Source organism: Peribacillus sp. NPDC094092 (genome assembly GCF_050279365.1).
Lineage (GTDB): Bacteria > Bacillota > Bacilli > Bacillales > DSM-1321 > Peribacillus.
Genome location: NZ_JBNNUC010000006.1, coordinates 1 through 26551, shown reverse-complemented (window position 1 = coordinate 26551; position 26551 = coordinate 1). Strand labels below are relative to the sequence as shown.

The 26551-nt window shown below is 37.6% G+C and carries 26 protein-coding genes and 1 pseudogene; 24 read left to right on the top strand and 3 right to left on the bottom strand.

Going from position 1 to position 26551, the window contains the following annotated elements:
• Positions 1 to 119 precede the first annotated feature (119 nt).
• The 3 genes from ACQKNS_RS22570 (at position 120) to ACQKNS_RS22560 (ending at position 2880) form a co-directional block, all read left to right on the top strand.
• Positions 120 to 1721 carry a bifunctional metallophosphatase/5'-nucleotidase gene (locus tag ACQKNS_RS22570; RefSeq protein WP_427645502.1) on the top strand — a complete coding sequence of 534 codons (1602 nt, stop codon included), beginning with the start codon at positions 120 to 122 and terminating at the stop codon, positions 1719 to 1721.
• Positions 1722 to 1791: 70 nt separating this feature from the next.
• Positions 1792 to 2172, top strand: a complete 381-nt coding sequence (locus tag ACQKNS_RS22565) for a cupredoxin domain-containing protein (protein WP_427645501.1) — start codon at positions 1792 to 1794, stop codon at positions 2170 to 2172.
• Positions 2173 to 2325: 153 nt separating this feature from the next.
• On the top strand, positions 2326 to 2880 hold the full coding sequence (locus ACQKNS_RS22560) for a hypothetical protein (RefSeq protein WP_427645500.1): 555 nt from the start codon (positions 2326 to 2328) through the stop codon (positions 2878 to 2880).
• Positions 2881 to 2921: 41 nt separating this feature from the next.
• Here ACQKNS_RS22560 and ACQKNS_RS22555 read toward each other — a convergent pair whose 3' ends face one another.
• A complete protein-coding gene (locus tag ACQKNS_RS22555; RefSeq protein ID WP_427645499.1) occupies positions 2922 to 4334 on the bottom strand; it encodes a PQQ-dependent sugar dehydrogenase in 1413 nt (470 codons plus the stop codon).
• Positions 4335 to 5013: 679 nt separating this feature from the next.
• Here ACQKNS_RS22555 and ACQKNS_RS22550 point away from each other — a divergent pair.
• The 7 genes and pseudogenes from ACQKNS_RS22550 to ACQKNS_RS22520 all read left to right on the top strand — a co-directional run.
• Complete coding sequence (locus ACQKNS_RS22550; protein ID WP_427645497.1) at positions 5014 to 5163, top strand: hypothetical protein; 150 nt, start codon at positions 5014 to 5016, stop codon at positions 5161 to 5163.
• A gap of 204 nt (positions 5164 to 5367) precedes the next feature.
• Positions 5368 to 5787, top strand: coding sequence for a VOC family protein (locus tag ACQKNS_RS22545; protein WP_427645495.1), 420 nt, complete (start codon positions 5368 to 5370; stop codon positions 5785 to 5787).
• Between the two features lie 384 nt (positions 5788 to 6171).
• Positions 6172 to 6618 (top strand): GyrI-like domain-containing protein, encoded by a 447-nt coding sequence (locus ACQKNS_RS22540; RefSeq protein ID WP_427645494.1) that lies wholly within the window; start codon positions 6172 to 6174, stop codon positions 6616 to 6618.
• Between the two features lie 874 nt (positions 6619 to 7492).
• The gene (locus ACQKNS_RS22535; RefSeq protein ID WP_427645493.1) at positions 7493 to 8197 is read left to right on the top strand and encodes a hypothetical protein; all 705 of its coding nucleotides are present in this window, start codon (positions 7493 to 7495) and stop codon (positions 8195 to 8197) included.
• Positions 8198 to 8322: 125 nt separating this feature from the next.
• A complete protein-coding gene (locus ACQKNS_RS22530; RefSeq protein WP_427645492.1) occupies positions 8323 to 8706 on the top strand; it encodes a DUF1259 domain-containing protein in 384 nt (127 codons plus the stop codon).
• Between the two features lie 520 nt (positions 8707 to 9226).
• On the top strand, positions 9227 to 10327 hold the full coding sequence (locus ACQKNS_RS22525; RefSeq protein WP_427645491.1) for a CotS family spore coat protein: 1101 nt from the start codon (positions 9227 to 9229) through the stop codon (positions 10325 to 10327).
• Positions 10324 to 11457, top strand: a pseudogene (locus tag ACQKNS_RS22520) (glycosyltransferase family 4 protein); the annotation flags it as partial. The gene ACQKNS_RS22525 and the pseudogene ACQKNS_RS22520, both read left to right, overlap by 4 nt.
• Before the next feature lie 453 nt (positions 11458 to 11910).
• On the opposite strand, the gene ACQKNS_RS22515 reads toward ACQKNS_RS22520, so the two are convergent.
• On the bottom strand, positions 11911 to 12627 hold the full coding sequence (locus tag ACQKNS_RS22515) for a vanadium-dependent haloperoxidase (protein WP_427645490.1): 717 nt from the start codon (positions 12625 to 12627) through the stop codon (positions 11911 to 11913).
• Positions 12628 to 12883: 256 nt separating this feature from the next.
• Between ACQKNS_RS22515 and ACQKNS_RS22510 the strand changes: the two genes are divergently transcribed.
• The 3 genes from ACQKNS_RS22510 to ACQKNS_RS22500 all read left to right on the top strand — a co-directional run bounded on the left by ACQKNS_RS22510 (position 12884) and on the right by ACQKNS_RS22500 (position 15656).
• Positions 12884 to 13642 (top strand): carbon-nitrogen hydrolase family protein, encoded by a 759-nt coding sequence (locus ACQKNS_RS22510; protein WP_427645488.1) that lies wholly within the window; start codon positions 12884 to 12886, stop codon positions 13640 to 13642.
• Between the two features lie 187 nt (positions 13643 to 13829).
• Entirely contained in the window at positions 13830 to 14684 is an 855-nt protein-coding gene (locus tag ACQKNS_RS22505; RefSeq protein ID WP_427645486.1) for a hypothetical protein, read from the top strand.
• Positions 14685 to 14750: 66 nt separating this feature from the next.
• Entirely contained in the window at positions 14751 to 15656 is a 906-nt protein-coding gene (locus ACQKNS_RS22500; protein ID WP_427645485.1) for a VanW family protein, read from the top strand.
• 484 nt (positions 15657 to 16140) lie between these two features.
• Here the strand turns inward: ACQKNS_RS22500 and ACQKNS_RS22495 are convergent, their stop codons facing one another.
• The gene (locus ACQKNS_RS22495) at positions 16141 to 17553 is read right to left on the bottom strand and encodes an FMN-binding glutamate synthase family protein (RefSeq protein WP_427645484.1); all 1413 of its coding nucleotides are present in this window, start codon (positions 17551 to 17553) and stop codon (positions 16141 to 16143) included.
• Positions 17554 to 17713: 160 nt separating this feature from the next.
• Between ACQKNS_RS22495 and ACQKNS_RS22490 the strand changes: the two genes are divergently transcribed.
• The 11 genes from ACQKNS_RS22490 to ACQKNS_RS22440 all read left to right on the top strand — a co-directional run bounded on the left by ACQKNS_RS22490 (position 17714) and on the right by ACQKNS_RS22440 (position 25952).
• Positions 17714 to 18460, top strand: a complete 747-nt coding sequence (locus ACQKNS_RS22490; protein WP_427645483.1) for a YqjF family protein — start codon at positions 17714 to 17716, stop codon at positions 18458 to 18460.
• A 7-nt stretch (positions 18461 to 18467) separates the two neighbouring features.
• On the top strand, positions 18468 to 18647 hold the full coding sequence (locus tag ACQKNS_RS22485; protein WP_427645482.1) for an AbrB/MazE/SpoVT family DNA-binding domain-containing protein: 180 nt from the start codon (positions 18468 to 18470) through the stop codon (positions 18645 to 18647).
• Between the two features lie 257 nt (positions 18648 to 18904).
• Positions 18905 to 19549: a YczE/YyaS/YitT family protein gene (locus tag ACQKNS_RS22480; RefSeq protein ID WP_427645480.1), complete on the top strand. Its 645-nt coding sequence runs from the start codon at positions 18905 to 18907 to the stop codon at positions 19547 to 19549.
• 1424 nt (positions 19550 to 20973) lie between these two features.
• Positions 20974 to 21510, top strand: coding sequence for a nucleotidyltransferase domain-containing protein (locus ACQKNS_RS22475; RefSeq protein ID WP_427645479.1), 537 nt, complete (start codon positions 20974 to 20976; stop codon positions 21508 to 21510).
• A 127-nt stretch (positions 21511 to 21637) separates the two neighbouring features.
• Positions 21638 to 22201 (top strand): MOSC domain-containing protein, encoded by a 564-nt coding sequence (locus tag ACQKNS_RS22470; RefSeq protein ID WP_427645724.1) that lies wholly within the window; start codon positions 21638 to 21640, stop codon positions 22199 to 22201.
• A gap of 184 nt (positions 22202 to 22385) precedes the next feature.
• Complete coding sequence (locus tag ACQKNS_RS22465) at positions 22386 to 22787, top strand: DUF6157 family protein (protein WP_427645477.1); 402 nt, start codon at positions 22386 to 22388, stop codon at positions 22785 to 22787.
• A gap of 159 nt (positions 22788 to 22946) precedes the next feature.
• Positions 22947 to 23654, top strand: coding sequence for a DNA alkylation repair protein (locus ACQKNS_RS22460; protein ID WP_427645475.1), 708 nt, complete (start codon positions 22947 to 22949; stop codon positions 23652 to 23654).
• A 222-nt stretch (positions 23655 to 23876) separates the two neighbouring features.
• Complete coding sequence (locus ACQKNS_RS22455; RefSeq protein ID WP_427645474.1) at positions 23877 to 24485, top strand: undecaprenyl-diphosphatase; 609 nt, start codon at positions 23877 to 23879, stop codon at positions 24483 to 24485.
• Between the two features lie 49 nt (positions 24486 to 24534).
• Positions 24535 to 24732 carry a hypothetical protein gene (locus tag ACQKNS_RS22450; protein WP_427645472.1) on the top strand — a complete coding sequence of 66 codons (198 nt, stop codon included), beginning with the start codon at positions 24535 to 24537 and terminating at the stop codon, positions 24730 to 24732.
• Positions 24733 to 24813: 81 nt separating this feature from the next.
• Positions 24814 to 25023, top strand: a complete 210-nt coding sequence (locus ACQKNS_RS22445) for a hypothetical protein (protein WP_427645471.1) — start codon at positions 24814 to 24816, stop codon at positions 25021 to 25023.
• A 287-nt stretch (positions 25024 to 25310) separates the two neighbouring features.
• Positions 25311 to 25952 (top strand): DUF4272 domain-containing protein, encoded by a 642-nt coding sequence (locus ACQKNS_RS22440; protein WP_427645469.1) that lies wholly within the window; start codon positions 25311 to 25313, stop codon positions 25950 to 25952.
• The last annotated feature ends 599 nt before the right edge of the window (positions 25953 to 26551 follow it).

Sequence of the window (26551 nt, the reverse complement as noted above, 5' to 3'; positions counted from 1 at the left end):
ATGTGCGGGGTTAATTTAACAATCATTATATAAAATATAACAAAAAATCACGGTCCCTTTATACGGATATAAAATTCCAGAGTTATTCTTACTTTACATCCAGAGGGAGGGATCGGAAATTGTCAAAATTTCAGGCCATAACTTCTTTGTTCATCTTGGTATTCATCATCATTTTCGTAACGTATAAAATCACGGCACATTCATCCAAACATTCCACAACGAATCATTCCACATCCAATCGCCACATTCAAGTACAATTGTTAGGCGTTAATGATTTTCACGGCCAACTAAACAAATATCAAATGGTTTCAGGAACAAAGGCAGGGGGGGCTGAGTACCTGGCTGCCTATATAAAAAAATTTAGACAAGAAAACCCAAATACACTACTTGTTCATTCTGGTGATATGGTGGGAGGAAGTCCACCAATCTCTTCTCAGTTTAAAGACGAACCCACGATTGAATTTTTAAACCTCCTGCACTTTGATGTCGGGACACCTGGAAATCATGAATTAGACCAAGGCGTAAATGAAATGAAACGTCTTATCTATGGAGGATTCAATAAAAAAATAGGTTATTTTCAAGGTGCCAATACTTCTTACGGTTCGGCAAATATCATCGATACAAAATCGGGCAATCCCTTGTTGCCAACGTATGTTATTAAACAAATGGACGGAATAAATATTGGATTTATCGGTGTCGTCACAAAAGAGACCAACCTATATGTGGCACCTGAAAATCGAAAAGAAATAGAAATTACGGAGGAAGTTTCAGCCATTAACCGAACCGTTAAGCTTTTAAAGGAAAAAGGGATCAAAGTAATTGTTGTACTTGCACATGATTCAGCTAAATCAGATCAGTCAGGAGCAAATTCCAGTGGAGCTTTAGTGGAGATGGCCCCAAAAATCGATGATGAGGTCGATGTCATTTTTGCCGGTCACAGCCATGAATATGCCAATACCGTTGTAGCCGGTAAACTGATCGTTCAAGCTTATTCTAATGGGAAAGCCTTTTCTCAAGTCAATCTTGAAATGGACCCAGATACTGAAAATATTGTTAAGAAACAAGCAAAGATCATTGTCACTTCACATCATAATATGAAACCAGATAAAGAAACGGCTGCTCTTCTAAATAAATATAGAAAACGATTGGGGAGCTATTTTAATCAAGTGATAGGAGAAATGCCTGAGGAAATCTCACGAAATCAAGATGCAAACGGTGAATCCCCATTAGCGAAAATGATTGCAGAATCCGAGCGGGAAGTCATGGGGGTAGATATAGCTTTCGTCCATCAAGGGGAAATGCGCAAAAGTCTAAAAAAAGGGGATATCACTGTAGAAGAGCTTTATACAGACTTGCCTATGGGTCATCGTGTCAGTAAGTTAATCTTAACAGGAGACCAAATAAAGCTTGCTTTAGAACAGCAGTGGGCGAAAGATTATGAAAATAGGTTACAAACGGTTGGATTAAAGTATAATTGGAACCCCAATGCACCGATCGGCAACCGAATCGCTGCGCTGAAAGACAGGAAGGGTCAAGAGATTCAGCCAAACAACGAATATGAAGTAGCGGTTAGTAATTATTTAGCTTCAGGCGGTGATAACTTCACTGCATTTGAAAAAGGCAGGCTCGTAGAATCCGGTCCGCAAGTTGTCACTGCCCTTATACGGTATATCCAACAGAAGTATCCCCATGAAATTTCTCTCCAACCAATGAAAGAATGAAGGGGAAAACAAATTTATCGTAATAATATTTCATCGATTAGAAAAAAATAGAGAAAAGGAGGGATTGCGAATGTCTGTGAAAAAGTGGGTGGTCGGTGTGCTTGCAATGTTTGTAGTTGTGACAACACTAGGCTCACTCGGCGTATTTGCCGAATCCGGTGTTGAAAATCAGTCTATGGAGACGGGGAAATCGATTGAGGTCGTATTGAACGATGATTTCTTTAATCCGAAAGTCATCACTATTCCGAATGGAACAGCCACAACGGTGATATTGAAAAACAAAGGCAGTAAAGAGCACACCTTCACAGTTGAAAAGCTTGGCATTGACGTTGAGGTCCAGCCAGGTGAAGAAAAAAACATTACTGTGAATCCGAAACAGCCCGGTACATATGAACTGATATGCCGGTACCATTTCAAGGAAGGAATGGTTGGGAAGGTAATAGTCGAATAAAATGCAGGGCCAATATGGCCTTGTTTTTTTATTACTTCCTCCGCGAACGTTATTTACAAGGGATATTGATGCTTGGATCATTAATAAATGTTCCACCTCTAATAAATGGTAAATATAATGAAACGTATAAACCATTTAGAATGAGGTGGTAAGGTGTATTTTTTAAAACCTATTTCTGATGAGGTTCGTTTATCTCAAATCATATTCAATAAACATAAAAAAACGATGAAACTCATTTTGGTGTCCATTTTTTCCTGTATGGCTGCTGTTCTCCAGGCTGCTGGAGTTTTACCAGGGATAGGATATTTTATAAGCCCGCTGGCCACTGCACCTATCCTGTTATGTTCCATGTTTTCCATTCCATTTGGAACAATATCCTACGTTCTGACAATGATGCTGTTATTCATCCTGCAGCCAACGGAACTATTTGTATTTCCTTTTACAACAGGCTTGTTAGGACTTGGAATAGGGGCATCCTTTCACCTTTTTAGAAAGAGGTTAAGTATTATTGCGACGGGTGCCATTCTTTTAATGTTAGGAATTATGAGTCTAATAGTCATTTTTCATTTTCCAGTTTTAGGTCCAGCCGTCTCTGTCTCCTTTTCATTTCTTACAATTTGCTTTATATTTGCCTTCATTTATAGCTGGTTATGGGTTGAAATGGCTTTAATCATGTTTAAAAGATTAAAAATGATCATCATTCAGTAAATCCCCATCACATGGTTTTAATTATGATATATTGTTTTGGTTCATGGAACGATTTCAAAAACAGTGCCTTGGTTATAATCAGTCACTTTCATAGAACCATAAACCGCTAAATATAAGCTGGTGTGATTCAGGTTCGTTCCCAAACTAACATAATAGGCTGATTGAGACCCAAAATCATAATCGGTTTGTATCACACTGAAATCATTTTGTTCACCATTTGGTCTAATGGTGGTATAAGCTAAGGCCCCTCTAACCTGAGGTTGAGATTCTTTCCGGGCAAGATCGGTAAACACAACGCTACCCGTTAAGCCAGGGATTGTATTTCCCATATAGGATTGCACTCCTGTAAGTGCAGTTCCTCCGAATTTATCGGGTCTGGCATCTTTATGAAAATAACTGGTTAAAGGCTGAAGGCGGCTTGCTGAAAGGGTTATTGCTTCATTGTAATAGGCGATCTTTTTCTCATCCAATGTCTGATTTTCAGTGCAGCCACTTATAATCGAAGTGGGAAAAGCACCTTCCCAACCTCGCCAGCCAAAGTTAATGAATCCTTCCTTGTCAGGTGCAGAATTCATGAATGAAGCTTGAACAAGCTGAGTAACCGGCATCGGTTTATAATGAACGAATGAAAAAATCGACTCGACCAAATTCTGGCCGACATTTCCCGCATATTTAATATACTGATTATAAAACCTTTGAAATGAAATGCCTGGTATATTACGAACCCCTTTGGCCATTACCATGAGCGTATCCTGAATAGTTGTGGGAAGTTCATTAAAACGTGTGACAATGGGTGGATTATTGAAAGAAATATTCTTATTTACATCCACTTCAATTATTTTACCGGCGATTTCCAGATCATCCTGGCTTAAATTAAATGGATCAAAGCCTGATCCGCCATCCCCTGTTGTTAAAACAAGTTTTCCTGTTTCAGGTGAAAAGTTTAAACTATTGACTCCATTGTGATTGGAAAATGGTCTTCTTAAGTTAAGTAATGTCCGCCGTTTTTGAGGTTGACCATTCGATTGTAAAATCCATTCCTCAATTGTATCAATATGATCATATTGAGTTTCTCTATTTATCCACCTGAGGTTTAAAGTTTTAGGATCACACGGATCAGGATTAAAAGATTCAGGAAGAGCACCTGGTCCTTGTGTTCCTGCTACTGAATAATGAAGATAGAACAAACCGTTATAATCAAATTCGGGATGAAACGCTAGTCCCAGCAATCCCCGTTCATCATATCCGCCACCGGAAGCACCTAGTTTCAGGATTCGCGGGCGAATATCTAAAAAAGTCCTTATATCTCCGTTTCCTATGTAGAAAATCTCCCCTACCTGGGTTGCAATAAATAACCTTTCAATTGAGTCACCTGGAAGCCTGGTTGTTTTCAAAACAGTAGGTAAATTTATATTGCTTACAATGGGCCGTAAACCAACCTTAACTTTTATCACCGACTTTGCACTCCTTCTTATTGTTTTCTTATAAGAATATGATTAGAACCGTCTATTAGTACCAAATGGAATCCAATAAGGCATTGCGTAAATTAAAGGAGTGCGTTAGTTGAACTAAAATAAGTGAAATTTATAAAAGTGAGAATAAGAACAAGCTATTTTATTAAAGGACGCCACCCTGTAACAATGTCATCTCTGTTGAATGATTTAATTTTAAATTTGATCGAGAATATTTTAGATTTTTTAAAAGTGGATGAATGTATTGAACTATTATTTTCCCTACAGGCAAGACTGCTCTTCTGTATTGGAGTATTTAAACTACAGTCTGAATGGCGAACAAATGGTTTGTTCAATGACGACGCGATTATTTCATATCCCTGTCACTAAAAGTCTAAAAGGGCATGCAGAATCATCTTATTCCAGCCTCCTAGCACCGTGTTAGCATTAGGCTGCGCAAAAACGATTGCAGAGTGGTGAATAACATGAATCGATTATTGAAGCCCTGGTTGCATGTGTTAAGAATGGGTTGAAGCAAGACAAGGAGTAACGAAATGGTTAAGGGTTATGAGGGAAAATGCTCCAATTGAATTTAAAGAGTTCATGGATTCCGTTATCGACTGGCAGCAGAAGACAGAGGGAATTTTAGCTTATACCCAGCAGTTGCTAAGGGGAATGGGATTTGACACTGAAAACGGAGAGGCAGCTTACTGAAGTAAATATTCTTATTGAGCTAAAGGCTGCTTTACTTCATGAGGAGTTGCTTCGGCGGCTCTTTTTCTTATGGAGTAAAATCATGTTAGTCCAACAAATGGGCCATTTTCTTGATTAAGAGAAGGGATTATTCGTAAGGAAATAGAAGTTATCAAAGGAATAAATGTTCAAAGCGCTTTTGAAAAAATATTCACCTACACTGACATACTGTTGTCAGCATTAGACATTTACAATGGAAATTGAAACAGCAACCAGGAAATGAATCGGCGACCCTAAATATTAAAGTGCAGTTACATACTCGACATTGAGGAGGAAATCGAATATGAGCGACACAAAGACATTACGAGGTCTCACCACCGTCAGTTTTTGGGCGGCTGATCTAGTGGCGGCAAAGAAGTGGTACGCCGAGCTGTTGGGTATCGAACCATACTTCGAGCGCCCAGGATATGCTGAGTTTCGCCTCGGCGACTACCAGCATGAGCTTGGCCTGATCGATAGCCGCTACGCGCCCGATGGTTCGTCGACCGGTCTGGCTGGTGGTGCTATCGTGTACTGGCACGTCGATGATGTGACAGCAACTTTCGAGAAGCTGTTGTCCATGGGAGCGAAAGAACACGAAGCACCCACAGTTCGCGGTGAGGGGTTCATTACTGCCTCCGTGGTTGATCCCTTTGGGAACATTCTAGGCATTATGTACAATCAGCACTATATGGAGGTTCTAGGTTCGACCAGGAAAGCGTGATCCTCCGTCGATTTTAGCTTAACGCATGTCCAGTTTGTATTGCTCGCATAAGCTGACATGTTTACACAATTTAATTTATAAATTCGTTCACTTGAATAAATGAAAAGATTAATTAGTAATCCGTGAAGGGCGCGAATCTTTGATAAGAATAGCTTTTCTTAATGACTAACGGATACGTTAGCTATAGAGCTGAGCTGTCTTTAAAGCAGCTTTTTCTTATGGAACTAAGCAGCTTTTTCTTATGGAACTAACAGGGCAGGTTAGTTCCATAACTGTTTAATAGATCAGTAGAAATCCTTACTTCAATGCAGGAAGTAAGGATTTTCTTCTTGAATAAAGAGAATTAGAATATTTTGGAATTTTATGAGGGCGGGAGAGGTTAATATGTCGATTATGATAGTTAAAAAAGAGTTTAAGCTTGTTGGATTAAAAGGTATTGGGGAGTTTGTTAACTTTGGTAATGAAGTACCCTTGCTTGCAAAGCAACTATTAAGTCGCTCAAACGAAATCCTAAATCCGATAGAAACCGAAATTGCATTATATGAGCCCAAAAAGGGTGAGGGGCATAAGGTGGGTCATTATTATGTAGGCTTAATTGTGAGTGAGAAATTATATAAAGTACCAATAGGAATGGATTATATTGAAACAAATAAAAGTTACATAACTACAAGAGGGAATATATCTAAATTGGAAGAACTTCATTTGAATTTATTGAATTGGGCAGAAAAACAAAGTTATCAAAGAGACCTCGATTCTTATATTGTGGAGACATATCACCCTATGGGAGAAGGGGAAGAGGAAGTACAGATTTACTTACCAATTCAAACTTAAAATTAAAAATGCTTCAACAAACGGGGCAGTTTAGTTCATTAAGATGATATAAATGGGAATTGAAATGCCACTATTCTAATTTAACTAATGGGTGCTTTACTTCCATGACTAGGTTGCTGCGGCAATAGTTTTCTTACGGAACTATCGGGGCAGGATAGCGGAAGAAGGAAACAAGTGATGTAATGTTGCTTTATACATAAATGATTCGTTTTTCTAACACAGAAAAAGTTTTACTCTCGTTTATGATATAATTTCGATTGGAATAAATCGAATTATACTATGACTATTAGATTGGTTGTTGAAGATGAAAAGGAAGAAAAAGAGGAAAAACGAATCAAAGATAATTAAAATGACATTTGGAAAGAATTCTTATGTTAAGGACAATGAAACAGATTTTATATTTGCTTGGCTACATCCTATTATTTCGTGCAGGTTATGTATCAAGTATTTTATAAAATGGATGACGTCTGTGGATTCTTCTTTAGCACCTACTGTTCATCGTTATTACATTTTATTCTTTACATTAATATTAAGGTCATTTTTGTGGATCTAATGGGGATTGGGGTAATCTCGAATGATAAGTCAGATGGTATGAGGTTAGTGACAGAGATTCCAATGATTATGGGAATGTCCTGTTTAAGTATATTCGGATTGTTGTTGGTAATGCGGATTGTCATTTCTTTCTTGGAACTGATCAGACTATTTAAAAAGGATAACGTATTTTTGTATGGTTTGGGAGTTACTATTGTATATGGGTTTATTGGCATGATTTTGTTGGGAAGTGCACTGTGATCGTTTTATTCACATGTTTCTTAATCAAGTAACGGGGCAGTCCGCGGAGGCAACCCTTCTATGCTATTTGGAGGGAAAATATATGGAATTAGATAGTGTAAAAGCCAATTTAAAGGATGAATATAATGAATATAGAGAAAAAGGATCTGATTGTAAAGAAGCTTATAATAAAATCTTAAACAGTATAAATCAGTGGATTAATGAATTGTCCATTTCATTAATAAGAAAGGAAAATTCTATGACTTTAGATCAAATAAAAAAACTTTCATCTATAGTTTATGAGAATGTCGGTGAATGGGTAGGAGCTCCAAAAGTTATTTATAGCGACACTTTACCAGCAGTCGTTTATGATTATCCTAAGGAAAATGGCAATAATCCATTAAACATTGAATGCAATGATCCATATTTTATTCGTGCAAATGGCTTCTCTTATTCATATTCACAATATCTTTCGGACTCTGAACTTGTCAGGGATAACGAGGTACATAGGAAAATTCCAATGGGCTATAAAAGTCTATCTTTGTATGAGAAAAGGGTATTCATCAAGAATGGACAAATTATAAAAAGCTTTGAGGAGATCCCAGAACAAGCCGAAGGAGATCAGTATACAATCATTACAACATCGGAATATCTTGGTCAAGGTGGTTATCAAAACTCCCCAGATTTAAGTTTAATTGATAAAACGGATTATTTGAAAATAAAAAAGTTGGCTGTTTCCTTGTCAGAAAAGGATAAAAAAGGAACTTATCTTGTTTGCAAAAATAACGACAACATTTATTGGCATTAAAATTATTCCACTAGCAGGAGCAAAGTAGTTTGAATAAAATGATTTTCATTTCAAAATAGATTCATATCCGTTTCGGATCTATTCATTGATTCATATCCTATTAATATTAAGGAGGGGATGAATGGATGGCATCTAATGATGAGTTAATTTGTCAAAAGTTTGCTAGGATTATCGGCGGACAAGAAGGATTTGCGGGTGGGAAATGTGTGACAACCATAAATCGAAATGAATTAAAGGTGAAAATTTTAGGAAAACGATTTAGAGTGACCTCTTCTTTCTCATTTGAATCAAGAGATAAGAATGGACGAGCATTGTGCCTAGGCAGGGTAGCACTCTTGCAAAGTGAAGTCGAGAATTTTGTTGCGTCGATTCTTAAACAAGGAATAATCGTTTCATCCATACACAATGAGTGGCTATTTGATAATCCGAATTTGATTTACGTTAATATCGAGGCTGTTGAGGATCCATTAGTTTTTGCAAAGAAAGTCAGAAAAGCGTTAGGGAACTAACAAATATTTGAAGTAACATGCTTTAGCACAATAAGTCATTTCCTAACGTATAGGAAATGGCTTTTTTTGCTTGCTTATCATAGAAAATATCGTACTTTGGCAATACCTCTTTTTCGATGAATGAAAGGTAAAACGTGTTTAATAAGATTGATTAAAACGATTGTCCAAGGCGAGAGTGAATTCATACATTGATTTGGAGTAGCCTCATCATTCATTGATGAAAAGGATATCGAGATTCCATGATTCTAACATGACATATTTGCACTAGGGCCCAATTACCTAACAATTTGGGTGAGTTGTCCGATACAAAAGTTTACTTTTTACATAGTGTAATAAAAAGTATGATGCCTCCTGTTGCGGTCGATTAATCACGGATATTTCATAAAGAACATATTCAATATTAGAGGATAAAATTATGCGTGTATATGGATAAAACCTGATATTAGAACATAATCAATCTGTCGTGACCTTACCATTATTTTGGAGGAATGTACTTTTATATATCATAGGAGGGGTTTTCGTGGAGAAAACAATAATTGTGCCCTGGGAAGAAGATGAACTTACTCATGAGTTTTTTGTTCCTGAATATATTGAAAAAATGGCACTGGATGTTCTTGAGCAATACAGTTTCTCCGTTCAAAGCATTCAAGTTGTCACAACAAAACCGGATAAAGGCGGCTCTATATGGAAATTGGAAACAAGTGCAGGGCCAAAGAGTATAAAGCTTTTACACAGAAGACCTACAAGAAGCATGTTTAGCCTGGGAGCTCAAGAATATTTAGTGAATGTCAAGGAAGCAAGAGTACCGCCCATCGTAAAAACTAAAGATGGAAATAATTATGTGGAAGCTGGAGGAAAGTTATGGTTCGTCGCTGAGTGGATCGAATCATTGGCGCCTGTAACTAAAGATTTGGAAGGAGCCAAACACCTTTGCAATGCCTTAGGGGAATTCCACTTTTTAAGCAAAGGGTATGTTCCGCCCCAACAAGCTGAAGTGGCATCTAGAATATATAAATGGCCAATGAATTATGAAAAAGTCATTAATAAAATGGATTGGTTTCGAAACATTGCTAATGCATATGATGAGATGCCTGCAAGCCCCTATTTATTGAATGTTTTAAATCAATTTGAAGAACAAGCAAAAAGAAGTTTAGAAAAATTAAATGAATCAAGCTATTTGGAGTTAGCACAACAAGGAAATGAATATTGGGGATTGGTGCATCAAGATTATGGCTGGTCAAATGGTCAAATGGGCGCTAATGGAATGTGGATCATTGACCTTGACGGTGTTGCATATGACCTTCCTATTCGCGATTTGAGAAAACTGATTACCGGCACAATGGCAGATTTATTTAGATGGGATACAACTTGGGTAAGAGAAATGATCAAGTCCTATCACGAGGCAAATCCAATTTCATCGAAACTATATGATATCTTAATGATCGATTTATCTGCTCCAAATGAATTTTATAAAAATGTTAAAGAAGTAGTATATGAGCCGGAATTATTTCTAAATGATCAAACAACAACCATGATTCAAACAATTGTTGATACCGATCAGACAAAATGGCCAGTTTTAGAAGAAATTAAAGATGATTGGAAGGGAATAGAACAAACATGAAAATTTTAATGATTTGTACCGAAAAGCTTCCGGTTCCTCCAGTACTAGGTGGTGCCATTCAAACTTATATTTCAGGTACCCTGCCATATTTAGGAAAACCCCATAATATTACGGTTTTGGGAATTAATGATCCATCACTCCCAGATCAAGAAACGATCGAAGGAAACCGTTATGTACGTGTACCAGGAAAAATATTCGAAGTTTATCGGGAAGAGGTCATTCGCTATCTTGAAGCAAATCATTTCGATCTAATTCATATATTTAATCGACCTCGACTAGTCCTCCCTGTCCGACAAGCAGCACCCAATTCAAAAATTATCCTCAGCATGCATAATGATATGTTCAATCCAGAGAAAATCAATCCGGAAGAAGCAAAAGCGGCCATTGACGAAGTTACAAACATTGTAACTGTCAGTGATTATATAGGCAATGTCATAAAAGATTTATATCCACAGGCCTCATCAAAGATTCGCACAATCTATTCTGGTGTAGACACCAATCGATTCCTGCCCGGCAGTGATTCGAAAATGCAAAGAATTCGTAATGAAATACGTAAAGCAAATGGTCTTGAAAACAAAACGGTCATATTATTTGCAGGAAGGCTATCAAGTAATAAAGGCGTCGATAGGCTCATTCGGGCATTACCTGATCTTTCTAGTAAATTTAAGGATTTAGCTTTAGTTATTGTCGGAAGTAAATGGTTCAGCCAAAATGATGTAACTGATTATGTAGCGTATGTAAGAGCATTGGCAAAAAAGCTGCCTATCCCAGTTGTTTCAACAGGTTTTGTTGCACCTAGCGAAATACAAAATTGGTTTGCTGCCGCTGATTTATTCGTGTGTACATCAATATGGCAAGAACCGCTTGCGCGCGTCCATTATGAAGCAATGGCTGCAGGGCTTCCAATCGTAACAACTGCAAGAGGCGGAAATCCAGAGGTCATTCGTATTAGAGAGAATGGGCTTGTAGTAGAGAATCCAGAAGATCCCGGATGCTTTACAGAAAAGATTTCAGAAATTCTATCAAACAGGTCACTGATGAAAAAAATGGGCGAACGAGGAAGGGAACTTGCCCTTACCTTATATAAATGGGATCGAGTGGGATCTGATATACTTGAGGTCTGGAAAAAATAACGGTTTAGAACAATCTGTATACTAACATGGATTACACTGTATTGAAGTTGCTCTTACTTGAAAATACTTGTCACTGGTACTGCAAGCCTTATCAGATCACATTTATGTGAACGTTTTTCAAAAGGATGCGAAAAACAATAGGATTGGCGATAATAGATTTGCAGGACCGGCCCTACTCCCCCTAATATGCTAAGCAAGTTAACCTTGAAGCTCTCCAGAACCACCCCAAGTTTCAATTTTTGCAACAAATTTGTCCATGATACTCCTGATGAAAAGGAATCTTTACGAAATCAGCCTTTATAAAAATGCGGATTTACGTGTCGTTATAAACAGGATGGTCCTTGTTTAACTATCGGGGTGCGTGCTTTACTGAAGAACGGGGCTGACTTTAATGCAGCTCTTTCTTTATATAACTATAGGTTCAGGTTAGCTTAACCTGAACCAAAAATATTATGGAAGCATATTTAGATTTTGTGCCCTTAATAAACTTACGACTACTTCTCCAATTTGTCTGCCTACCCTTAAGCCTTCATTGTTATCTACGTTAAAATGTACGCCAGCATACAAACGAGATTGAGCACTTTCCTCCATTAGTTTTTTAATTTCGGATGACTCTTGAGGGAAAAAATAACGTAATACTGCCTCTGCACATCCCGCCACAACAGCGTGTGCAGAAGGGTAAGCTGGAAAACGGGGGGGAAACAGCACAGTGGAAAGATTTCTGCCATATTGATTTGGACGAGCAACATCCCAATGATATTTAAAAAACCACGTCATCACGAAAGCATCATTCATAGTTGCGTGGAAATATCCTAGCACCCTGGCGACACTCGGTGATCCTAGCTTATACTTTTCAGCTAACCTGAAAATGAAAGCGGTAATTTTCGCAGTTATTTCACCTGTTCCCCAATATTGTGCGATGCGTATTTGCTGAGAAGTCAGTGATTTTAATGTTTCCTCAACAATGAATAACTCTATTTCCCAATCAATATCATCAGGGTTTTTAATCTGCCACAAAATGCGTTGATGAAAGGGGTCCAGGAAATCATTGTAACTTCTCCTTGAAATAAAGAACATTGGCCAGTTTCCTGCCTTTGGAGAACCTCTAGGTGGAACACTCTCCCCTGGGTAAGGATATTGTGTCCATCTTCTATAATTTGTTCTCATCAAGCCCCCCCTAATAAATGTTTTCCTTGTTCCTTATGATGAAGAGCAATGAAATATGACCATTTAACTTTTTGCTCAAAGATCAGGGGGGACTGTTTAGTTAATGTAGGCCATATACTTAAATGAAGATGTGTTTTACTTGAATTCCTGGGTTTTATGCAGCTAAAGCGGCAGATTAGCCGAACAAGCCAATCAATGCCTATGCTACAATCATGAAGCATGGCCATTAAAATAAGTTGATGTTTGGGAGATCATTATGGGAAAAATGAAAATAGCTTTATTACACCTATTGCCTATCGCTGGTGATGTGGAGTATAACCAAAAACTAATTGAACAAGCCATTCATATAGCATCTAATAAAAATGCCGAATGGATCATAACACCCGAACTTTGTGTCAGCGGACTTCAATTCAATCATAAGATTGGCACTGGATGGATTAACAGGCAACCTGATGCCTGGATGCGTGATTTGAGCCGTAAACTAAAGAATTTGAATAGCACTGTATTTTTGGGCTGCCCTGAAAAAGGCAGTAACGGAGAGCTGTATAATTCTGTGTTTGTCATAGATAAAAAAGGTCATTTATTAGGTAAACAGAGAAAAATCAGTGTTATTGATGATTGGTCAGCTTCGGGGGACGCAATAGAGCCAATAAAAACAGACAATGTTGAGGTTGGTATTATGATTTGTGCGGACGCCTATAACAAAGATATTGCTAACACCTTACTTGAAAAAGGAGCAGAAATATTAATTGCCCCATCTTCCTGGGGTCCCGGATTACATGGTCCAGAGGGAGAATGGGAACAAAGGTCATTAGAAACAGGACTGCCAGTCATTGTCTGTAATCGTACTGGCGAGGACGAAACGGTCCGTTTTTGGGATGCAGAAAGCAAGATCATAAAAAATGGTGTACCCCTCCTAACACATAAATCAAAACAATCAGCTATACTTACCTTTGAATGGGATGTACAAAGAATGGCATTAATATCCCCTCATTTCGATATCGATTACATATAATGACAACTAAAAAAAATGTTTTCATGCATAAACGGATAAACCCCCTTGGCCGCCAAGGGGGTTTATTTTTGATGGGTTCCTTAAAGAGTGTTTATGACAAAAAGGTCGTGTAATTTCCAAATATTCAAAGGTATTCAAGTGAAAAAGTTCTGAAATAATAAGAAAAAAATACGGGAGAAACGAAATAATGAAAAACAATAAATTTTATCAAGTGATTATTGCTATTTTTATACTTGCCTTAGGGGTCGATCACCCGGTCCATGCAACGGAATGGGAAGATAAAGAAGGACCGATAAGCTTTAAAATTGAGATGTTACCTTGGGAGATTGTGAACAACATTATTCCTAATAAAACGATTTTCACCATTATTGATATTGAAACTGGTTTATCATTTAAGGTACAGCGAAGAGCGGGCAGCCATCATGCCGATGTACAGCCATTAACCAAAGAAGATACTAAAATCATGAAGAAAATTTATGATAATAAATGGAGTTGGAATAGAAGGGCCATCATTGTATTGATCAATAATCAAATGATTGCTGCATCCATGCATGGAATGCCACACGGTGCCGGTGCTCTTCCGAATGGTTTTTCAGGTCATTTCTGTGTTCATTTCTCTGGAAGCATTACACATCGTTTGAAAAACGAAGATCTTTCTCATAAATTAATGGTATTGAAAGCGGCTGGTAAGCTTGATGATTATATACAAACGGTAAATCCCTATGAACTTATCCGCATTTTTACCATTGCCGTTAATCAAGGAAATCAGAAGTTATTAGCCATGACCTTATCGAATCCGGGAGATTCTAATCGTGTCATTAAGCTGGTTGACGATATTACATATTTTGGAGTTGTTGACCCTTTAAGACAGCCGCCGGAACAACTAAATGGGCTATTGCTCGTCGATGTACCCGTTCAAGTAGCTATTTATAAGAAGAGAGAAGGCAAAGAAAAGAAGGTCATGCATTTTATGATCCGAAGGGAAAGTTTGACTGATCGCTGGTTTATTGATCAAGATTCGCTCCATGAAGACTTAAAATAGGATTTGGGAAGTAAGGGATACATGTAATGATTAATCCTGACTATATTAGTGTGGGGGTGCATTCAATTGAGATTAACATGGATTGCCGGAATTTTACTATTCGTTCAACAAGTGAATATCTCTGAAAGCTTATCGGTAACTCAACATGGACAAACCATTGCCACGGTAAACCGTGCTGATGTTACTTTGCCCTCACTAAATGTTCCCATGATGGACTTGGATAAATACAATCGGTTTATCGAAAAACTAGACCGCCAAGTGTATCAAAAACCTGTAAATGCGACTATCGATAATTATGGTAATATTTTACCTGGGCGGGTAGGTTATAAGCTTTACCATCAGGCGTTTAATGAGCAATTTTATTCCTTTTTGTATAGCAGTGAAGCATACAAAGTGGAAGTGCCTTTGCTTGCCGTTTATCCAAAAGTCGACATCGAATTGCTTGCTCAGATTCGTGTGAAAAAAATAGGTGAATATAGAACCTATTTTAATCAGAACAATAAAAATCGTTCAAATAATATCTTGCTTGCTACAAGAGCCATTAATAATCATGTCGTGTTTCCAGGAGAGACCTTTTCTTTTAACCAAGTCGTTGGCAAGAGGACAGGAGACAAAGGATATATGCTCGCTAAGGTCATAGTCGAAGGAGAGTTTTCTGAAGGGATCGGCGGAGGGATCTGTCAGGTGTCATCCACCCTGTTTAACGCTATCGACAATGCAGGATTGCAAACTGTTCAACGCTATTCCCATACTAGGAGCGTTCCTTATGTTCCATCTGGTCGGGATGCTACAGTAAGCTGGGATGGTCCTGATTATAGCTTTAAAAACAAGTACAATCAACCTATCCTAATCCGAGCTTCAACATATGGAGGAATTGTGAGCATCGCGGTTTATTCTTCAGATATGATTAATTATGAGACCCGAAAAGTTCCCAACGCTTCAAAACACATATCAAAAGAAATTTCGGTGTGATTAATGCAAGCGCGTTCTGTCCTGACAATACTCATCTAAAAGAAAGTCCCCCCATTAATACAATGTCCCATTGGAAATAAAGTTCGTAAAAGTACACTTTTTACGAACTTTTTGCTTAAAAAACTGGCTCTGGTATGATTTTAAAAGAGTTTATTGAGTTCCAAGAAGGTATAGCAATCGGGGGAGAATACCTAGTTACATATCAAAAAAAAAGAATATTGGATATGCCAAAATCCAGGTGCAAATTATCTAACGTGAGTCAGAGGTTCCTATACTCAAGAGTTTGAAACTTCTGAGGTTTTTTTAAAAGGATGGAACAATCGAAGAGTAAACCTGTCTTTAAGGCAGATATTTCTTTGGTTGCAGAAGCGTAGTGTATACGCAATGTGACATTCCCTTTCGTTAAATCTTTATTTGCCGTTTTTGGGATAGTGTTGATCCTTATCGTTCATACACAAAGAAGAATAAATTGGAATGAGGACCATTATTTATCTTTGTGTATGTCTTCCCAGGGTTCAAATGAAAAAGGAATTCCAATCATTTTAGCAGTCAATTCATCATAGGAAACTAAATCTTTTTTTGACAACTCCTTTAAGGAACGTTTCCCCATCGCTCTTAATGCCATTTTTATTTCTTCTATACTTGCTGTAAAGAATTTCTCTGCTGCTTTCACTCCATCTTCTACCTTAAATTGATCCTTGAATTTACCCTGATTCCAAACAACTTGTGTAGGTGGTTCAAAGGGAAGAGCATCCAATGCTTGACTATGTGAGACAGCAAATAGTATGGCAGATCCTACATAAACAGCATCAGCACCGAGTGCAAGTACTTTTAAAAAGTGCCCAGGTACTAATAGCCCTCCTGAGACAATTAAACTAATTTGCTCCTTCATTTTTCTCTTTTCTATGTGATTAACAGCGCGGACAACTGCATGCAATGTTGGTATTCCCATGTCATCGGATAAAATGGGAGGGGCACCGTGTGTGGCTGCTTGGCCTCCGTCAATCGTAATGAAGTCAACACCGAGTTCAATTAAATGATCTATATCTTCTTCGATTTTTCCACCTGCCCCCATTTTTACACCAATGGGAACACCACCAGTTATGCTCCGAAGTTCATTAACAAGGTTTTTAATATCTTTCAAGGTTTGATTTTCGAAAAAGTGTTCAAAAATGACTCCATCCTCATTTTCTTTAAGCCCCATCACTTCACGAGCCCGGCCTGTTAAATTTTCGGGTGAAATTTTCCCACCCATCCCAGCTAGTGCGCCTTGTCCTAACTTAATTTCAATCATGTCGGCACGCTTAATAAGATCCTCTTCCTTTGACCATTCTGTTTTTGAAAACTGTAAAATATATTTTCCTGCTTTATCTAATTCTTCAGGTATTACTCCGCCTTCTCCGGAATTAATCGCGGTTCCTACATTTTTTGCCGCTTCCGCCAAAGAAAGCCTTGTTTGTTCACTAAGTGCGATACCATAGGCCATCCCTGCAATCATAAGAGGAATTTTTATTTTCATTGGTTTTTTTGCTTTTGGTCCAATGGTTACTTTAACATCAACGTCTTCTTCGCCATCAATGGGAAATGGTGTCGTTTGTGCAGGGATAAAGGTAATTGGATCCAAATGCGGCCATTTTTTTGAAGAGCCAAGTGGTCGATGCAGGACGTCGCCTGTTTCTGCACGCAAACTATTTTCAAGCATATTTTGAACGCCCATATGCCTTAGTCCTGGCATCAACTCCATAATATTTTCTTGATAGCTGTCGGTTAATATGATTTTTCCCATTTTCTTAACGATACGTTTCATAATCCAACGCCAACCAACAAGCATGAATAAAAATAGGACAAATATTATTCCAATCATTACAAAAGATAAATAGGATAGAATGTTCGACATCTTCACTTCTCCATTATCAAATTAATTTAAAAGCTCTATAAACTCTCAACATTATAGGGTGAAAGCCAATACAGAGAGCAATTGAAAAATATAAGCAACATCAAATGATGTACTGAGTTTTTTTCACCCCTTAAATAAGTATATAAAGGAGATACTTTTCATGAACTTACTAGATGATGACGCTCACCGTCCTTGGCCAATACCTTCAAAAAAATGGATTATGCGACAAACTTGGAGAAATCTCTTGTTTACTCATTGGCCTATTCCAGCTGAAACACTAAGACCTCATATTCCTCCTCATTTAGAAATTGACACCTTTGATGGATATGCCTGGTTGGGAGTTATTATCTTCGTTATGGAGGGAATTTATCCTCGTGGATTGTCATCTGTATCACTGACCCCTAAATTTTCAGAAATCAATGTAAGGACATATGTACAATGTGATGGTAAACCCGGAATCTTTTTCATATCTCTTGACGTTGAGGATTGGGCCTCCTATACAATAGCCAAGAAATGGTTTCGTTTGCCCTATTATTCTGCACAAATTTCTTTTGAAAAAAAAGGACAAACCTTTCATTGTCAAAGTATTCGTAAAGGAAAAACGAATACTCCAATTAGATTTAATGTGAAGTACGCTCCAATACCAGGAGTTTATATTCCTAAAAAAGGAACGTTAGACCATTGGCTAACAGAAAGATATTGCTTGTATAGTACGGATAATGGGGTCAATATCTATTGCGGAGAAATACACCATCGTCCTTGGCCGCTACAAAAAGTAGAGGCAGAGATTTGTACGAATACACTTTTTACTCCCTTTAATTTTGACCTTACTGCAGTCAAACCGCTTTTTCATTTCTCTAAAGGCGTTGATACACTTATATGGAATATTAAGAAAAAACGTTTCTAGTGAAAGGTTGAAAACTGCAAATTTAGCTTTTGGAGACGAATTAGAGGTGGAGTTCAAGGGTGAAGGAGCCATTTTAAGAAAAAAAAGAAATGAGAAATTACCCCAAGGTGCGGATGCAGAATGTATGGAAATGTTATCAGATGTTATTAAAGAACATGACGAAGCATTCAGTACCTATTCTCTATAAAGAATTTATAGTTTCTTTTCAGCCAAAAAGGAGGGCGATACAGTTTTGCCCCAAAGGCTTTTATCCAAAACTGTCCTTTTGGAGGAACTTTTTAAAGATACTTCTCTGTGATGATCTGTGCTTCTTCAAATTCTCTCACCTGGCGGTCAGTATTGCTTTTTGAATACTGAGTAACACCATCTGAATTTCATAAATCATCTTGTTCTTTTAGACATCTTCATCTAGAGTAAATGGATATAAGATATAGAGGTGAAGAGATGGCATTTAGGTTATTACGGTATTTCATTTTTTTTCTTGGTTTAACTTTCTTTGGATTAGGGAATGCGATTGCGGTAAATGTTCAATCCTTGGGGCTTCACCCATGGGAAGTTTTAAACGTCGCCCTGTTCCAGCGGTTCGGGTTCACGATTGGGACGTGGAGTGTCATGTGTGGATTAGTACTAGTACTGATCACCGTTGTAGTTGATAGGAAGTATATTAGTATTGGTACCTTTCTAAATGCCTTATCAATAGGACCAATCATGGATTTTTTCTTACATCTCAACATTCTTCCTCATGAAACGGAGCAATTATGGTTGAATCTACTTATCTTGTTGATGGGTATCATCATATCCGGCATCGGCGGAGGAATTTATGTGGCTGCGGGAATCGGGGCAGGTCCTCGAGATGGTTTCATGCTTTCCGTTTCGGAAAAAACCGGGTTATCAGTCAGCCGGGCGAGAATCGTTGTCGAGAGCCTCATCTTGATATTCGGGTTCATCCTTGGAGGCCCAGTGTTTATTATGACGTTTGCATATACCTTTATTCAAAGCCCGATTTTTCAGTTTTCCATGAAGCTAATGCGTTCCTATATCGCTAGTTTGGAGCGGAAGCAAAAGGGACGATTTGAGCTTCCATTATAAATTGGAAGATGGATTCAAAAATGATACATTATCGAAAAACTCAACTATTCATAGGAAGATAGTAAAAGGGATTTGGACTTTGATAAAAGAGTCAGTTTTTCTTTTCAAGACTACATTTATCACATCAATGAACATTCTAACCAATGGCATCTATCAGATTATGGATTGATTTACAATCGTTTTGTACAACGGAGGAGCTACTACAACAGGCAACATTGGATGGAAAGCTTTTAGAGGAAATATGGAGTAATGTGAAAAATATTATAGTGTGCTATGTAACTAACGGATACTTTACTCAATAGGGTTTCCCAGCTCTTTTTTCTTATGGAGCAAACCTATGACAATACAAACAGAGAAAAAAGACAATCAATTACTTGATTGTCTTTTTTTATCCCGCATGGAATGGAGGAGAATAGGAAAGGATTTCAGGATGTGTAGAAATTTAGAACTTCCTTATCCCATTCTCTTAGAGGAGTTTTTTATTTTTATCCTAATCCACTAAAAAGTCTTTTTAATCATTAAATATCGGTTGTGTTGTAACGGAACAAGCAGTTTTAACGGAACAAATAGATGAAAGGCTAATAGTGAAATTACCCATTGCTCTGTCATTAACTACCAATTGCCCCGTAACAGGATCAAAACTTCGTAACTCTGCAAATATAGGGGTAAATGGTTCAGCGGTTGTAGTAAATCCAATGATTGAACCTATGATAGAAGTCCTTAAAAACTCACTTATTGCTCGTCGGGTCTGACATGCTTGTCCGATTGTCCCTAATGTTGTTTTATGACTCTTATCCTTTCCTTTATGACAGCAGTTTGATTTATCACAGTGGGATGATCTATCACAGTGGGATGATCTATCACAGTGGGATGATTTATGACAGCAGGATGATCTATCACAGTGGGATGATTTATGACAGCAGGATGATCTATCACAGTGGGATGATTTATGACAGTGGGATGATTTATGACAGTGGGATGATTTATGACAGTGGGATGATTTATGACAGTGGGATGATTTATCACAGCTGGATGATTTATGACCGCAGAATGGGTTATGGCGGCATAATATATTTTGACAAGATTTCATATATATATCACTCCTTTTTCTACTATATATATGAGATAAAAAAAAACATGCTTGTACAAATATACTAAATTCTCTGCCTTTATCGTATCTGTCCTCCCATTAGGCAATCTTATTTATATTTCTAATGAAAGTTCCGTGATCGTTACTAAGTTGGAAAAGAGTTTGTGAGGAATGGCCTTAAACTGACGGATGCGTTAGCTGAAGATCAGAATTGACTTTAAGGCAGCCTTTTTCATGCAGCTTAAGAGGCAGGTTATTTAAAAAAGGTTATTGCAATCCTTATGCAGAATAAGGTAATACTCAAAATTTTAGTACCTAGAGGGTGTGGATATTGATGGATTATAAGGAAGGTACCGAAGAAAACGATACAAGCAAGTCACAATTAAATATACTTCTTGAATTAAATGAAATTTGCTTATCACGTAATTTTGACGTGTGGCTACGAGGCGGATGGGCAATAGATTTTCTTCTTGGAAAGATCACTCGGTCACATTCTGATATTGATTTGGTTACTTGGATACAGTATCGTGAGCATTTGGAGCAGGCGCTTGTTCATGATGGTTTTCAAATCAAGCCAGTCAGCGAGTTTCAAACCGATTTCCTCAAGAACGATGTCGATGTGAGTTTTGTATTTGTCAGGTATTCGGATAATGGCGATATAGTCGCTAATGGTTTTCCAGATTGGGTATGGAGAAAAGATGCCTTGCCACTGGAACTTTATAATTTACAAGGTATATCAATAAATGTTTTAAATCCATACCAATTACTTGAAGAAAAGAAAGTTCACGAACAAGGAACAGGAAGAACACTTCGTCCAAAGGATCTTAAAAGCATGGAAATGATTCAACAGATTATTGATGCAAAAGGTTAGAAGTTAAATAAGGTTCTTATTGAGCCAACTAAGGGGGGGCTGCGGCAGCCTTTTCTTTATGGAACCGACTGGGCAGGATATATGAACAAATAGATCAAATATAAGTATTAGGGGGAGGTGAATGAAAATGAATGACGAAAAAATCGGCTCGGCCAGTGGAGTAGTGCTAGCTGTAAGTAAAAGTGATAAACACACATTCAGTAAGGAAAATTGCAATAGTATAAAACTGTTGAAAGGTTTGGGCGTTGAAGGAGATGCCCATTTAGGTAAAACCGTTAAGCATCGTTCGCGTGTAGCGGCTAATCCAAATCAGTCTAACCTGCGGCAAGTTCACCTTATCCACTCAGAATTATTGGACGAATTGAAAGATAGGTTTCATGTTAAAGCTGGTGAAATGGGTGAAAATATCACCACAAAAGGTATCGATCTGCTTGAATTACCGAGGGATTCGATACTATCCATTGGGGAAACAGCGGTTATTAAAGTAACGGGCTTACGAAATCCTTGTGCCCAAATTGATCAATTTAAACCAGGACTGGTGAACGCTGTTCTAGACCGGGATAAGCATGGGAACTTGATACGTAAAGCAGGAATAATGAGCATAGTTTTGGAAAGCGGTGAGGTTCACCCAGGGGACGTGGTTAGAATTCAATTACCTCCTTTACCTCATATACCACTTGAAAGGGTATGAGGTTTTCAAAAGAACTGTTTTATATTCAGTAAAACAAATCCAATTTAACTGGTTGCTTTACTTCAATTAGAGGGTTGCCGAGGCAGCCTTTTTCTTATGGAAATTAACGGGGCGATACCGGAAACGGAAAAATGGTATAATATGGTGCATGAGTAGTCACGCTGCTGAATAAGGAGGTTGTTATATGAGTTATAAGAACACACTTATTACCATTTCAGAGGATTCAAAAGTTACTTCAGCAAAGATACCTGTGAACAAACACGAAAAACCCACAATTGCTTATATTGAGCATGATTTAATTAATAATAACCCATATGAATTTACACAAGAAGATGTACAATTCAAGACATACTTAATCAGGAATCAAATAGAAGAGGAAAATGCTGCTGAACTTCGAGAACCGTTCTTTTCAAAATCCAAGGCTTGCTTCAGGGCTTCCCCGTTAGTAAAAAATTATGGTTGGGGAATTCATTATAATAATCAAGGGAAAATTGCCATATATGATGCTAAGAGCGAAATGTATAACCAACTGCTGAATCAAGTCGACATTATAAAACTTAAAGGTATGCGTTCCAAAAGAAAATAAATACTATCGCGGCAGGATGGTTGAACAAGAACTATGGGAAAATCCCGTGATTCTAAGCGTTGTAAGCAACTGTAGTCGTTGTGCTGACAAATGGCAGTTTGTTATAGGATAATGATGATAGATTGGATGGAAAACTCCGAAAGAAGGAAGTGCTGAGCGATGAATGTAGAGATGGTTATGCAGGAACTTGAAGCCCTTGGCAAGGAACGAACTAAAAAGATGTACATATCCAATGGTGCGCATGAACCGCTTTTTGGCGTGGCCACAGGCGCTATGAAACCAATTGCAAAGAAAATAAAAATAAGTCAAGGCTTAGCTGAAGAGCTTTATTCCACGGGAAACTACGATGCCATGTACTTTGCAGGCATTATTGCAGACCCAAAAGGCATGACCGAGACGGATTATGATCGTTGGATGGATGCTGCATATTTTTATATGCTGTCCGATTATGTAGTGGCCGTAACTTTAGCAGAGTCAGATATTGCACAAGAAGTTGCTGATAAATGGATCGCAAGCGGTGAAGAGCTGAGAATGTCAGCGGGCTGGAGTTGCTACTGCTGGCTTTTAGGTAATCGGCAAGACGTTGAGTTTTCAGAAAGCAAGATTTCCAACATGCTTGATCTTGTGAAAAATACGATTCACGACTCGCCAGAACGAACGAAATCCGCTATGAATAATTTTATATACACCGTGGGGATATCATATTTGCCACTCCATGAAAAGGCAGTCGAGACTGCTAAGGAAATAGGAACAGTAGAAGTCAAACGGGACAAGAAAAAAAGCAGTTTTCTAAATGCTTACGAAAGTATTCAAAAAGAAGTCGATAAAGGAAGGCTTGGTTTTAAACGCAAATATGTAAGATGTTAAAAAAATTCAGCCCCGAATTATGAATCAACTATCGTGAAAAGGCATTACTTCTCGATGATATTGATTGGATACATGAAAATATCATTCTTAAACTAATGGATGCTATACTTCAATAAGGAAGGTTGCCGAGGCAGCCTTTTTCCATAGGGTTAATTGAAGTTCATCTTATTTACATAATGGAACTTAATGGTTAAAGTGATCACAATCAGGAGGAATTTTTCAATGGCTTTGTCCGAAATGAATAGTAGCTTGTTTAGAATGGTTAATAATCTAGGTAAACAATACACGGATTTAAATCCTTTCTTTGTATTCATCGCTGAATACATGATTTATTTCTTAGTATTGGCAGTCCTGCTGTTTTTATTTTCCCGAGGAAATAAAAATAGAATCATGGTAATCTGTGCATTTATTACATTAGTTATCTCGGAACTTTTGGCAAAAACAGCAGGGCAATTTCACTCGAATAATCAACCATTTGCTGAGTTGCCCAACGTTAATAAGTTAGTTGAAAAAGCAGTCAATAATTCCTTTCCAAGCGACCATACGATCATATTTTTTTCATTTTGCATAACCTTTTGGTTGTTCAAAAGGGGTTGGGGGATCTTATGGGTACTATTGGCCGTCCTTGTAGGGATTTCACGGATTTGGGTAGGTGTCCATTATCCAGCAGATGTTCTTGTCGGAGCCATCATCAGTATCGTTGCAGCCGCGATCGTTTACAAAATGGTTCATAAGTTAAGTCTGACTAAGAAATTTTTGGGAAATCAGGGCGAACCATCCATCCTATCTGCCCTATCCAAACAAAAGCAAGGTAAGTCTAAGGACTTTTAAACAAGAGTCTTAATATACTTACCAAATTTTCTCCAATTCGAGAACCGAAATGAAGAAGCGAGAAGCAAATGGAACAGGACTGAAAATGATGCAATTATTAATAGAAAAACTTTCTGATGTTGTTCTTGAACGATTGGATAGTTTCACAAAGGGTTGCTGCGGCGACCCTTTCTTTTTGCAACAAATGGGGCAAGTTATTGATGAAGATCATTCAATCTGTATAATTGAGTGCCAGCGCATGCTATAATGAATAACTTACGATTATACTGCTTTTGGACGGATGCCAAGCAAAGCCTCCGCAAACCGATAAATATGGAGGTGTAAGAGATTGAATAAACAATGGACGATTGGCAAAATTAAAGAATTTGTTGAGAACAATTCGGAAAGTAAGTTGCTAACGACGGAATATCACGGTTTTTCGCAAAAGTTACTATTTAAATGTACATGTGGCAGCAATTTTGAAAAAACGTTTACAAAGTTTAAAAATAATAAACAACGTAAATGTGACGTGTGCCAGCCGCCTAAAGCTTCACGATAACGGATAGTGAATAAACGAAGTGCTGATTTCTTTAAGGGAAGTTGGCACTATTTATATTTAATAGGTGAATAAAAGTGAATTTCCTAAAGGGGAGATCTAGACGATTATTCCTTCTTAAACTAGCGGGTGTGTTCGCTTTAAAAATGTGCTGTCATAATGCAGCCTTTTTTATGCAACTAAAGTCTCAGGAAAGTTGAGATTAATGGAATAATAAAAGATGGTGTGTGGAAATTTTTTCTAATGGTAGTTTTGAAGATAACGTGATTTACCTAATAGTGAGGTGCGGAATGCGAAGTTCGAAAAATAGAAAAAAAAGATCCGAAAAAGTATTAAAGACCCTAAAGGTACCAATAAATAAACATTTACCCTTAACGGAAAATGAAGAGGAAGTTTCTCTTAGAACAAAAGAAGAGATCATTAACAGAATTATTTCATTAGCGATAGTATCAGCGAAAGCGATGGAGGCTCCGCCAGAAAAAATTGAGGAATTTATTGAAAGGTATAATGCTAATGAATTATTTACAGAAGAAGAAAAAGAGTTTTTATTGAAAAAACATCTGAATCAGAACGAACTGATCCAGTACTCTTGGAAGTTAGAATGTATTTGGCTCCTTCTTTGGTCTGTAAATCTAATATCCGATATAGATATTCCAGCGGATACATGTAATGCTGAATATGTTTTTGAGACGGTTTTTCTTCATTCTAAACAAGAGCTGCTTGATAAATCCTCTATAAAACCAACCAGTGATATATTAGATTGCCTTGATTTTATTTATCGAGCACATTGGGCGGTACGAGAAGCACAAATAAATCATTTGGAAGTTCCATCATCTCTAGATGAAGGCGTTGTATATGAAAGACACTACACTCTTAATTGGCTCGTAAATTATATGGATCAAGAATGGGAGGAAATAAGTACAGATACATAAAAACTCGAATACATACTTTTATGATACCTTATTAGGGACTAAAAATCTTCAAAAAGGAAGGTTGCTGAGGCAGCCTTTTTCTTATGGCACTAACGAGGCAGGTTTGCTGGATAAGGGACGAATTACCAGTACAAAATTTTTCATATTTTGAGATAATCAATAAGCACCAAGATTTTGAATGGAATAGGGTGTATTAGTTGCAAGGGTACATGAAATTAAGTGAACATTTCATGGGGAATGTATGACTAGGGCTGTCAATCGGAAAATTTATTGCAGCCTATATAGGCAATACACAGATATAAAAAAATTGTAGGTTCCATAAAATACATGGTTAAATAATTTAATCATATTGAACTAAAGGCCGGTTTAGTTGAAGATGGAGTTGCGACGAGAGCTCTTTTTTCACGTAAAAGAACAGGCATGTTATAGTATAGGAGAACCGGATTTAATTTTATCTGAGGTAATCTTAATCATCAAAGGAGTTTATTCATAATGCATGTGCTACAAAAAACACAAAAAATAGTTCGCTATCAGAATCAACAGGGCAATATACATTACGGTATTGTTGAGGATGAGATGATATTACAACTATCTAGCAG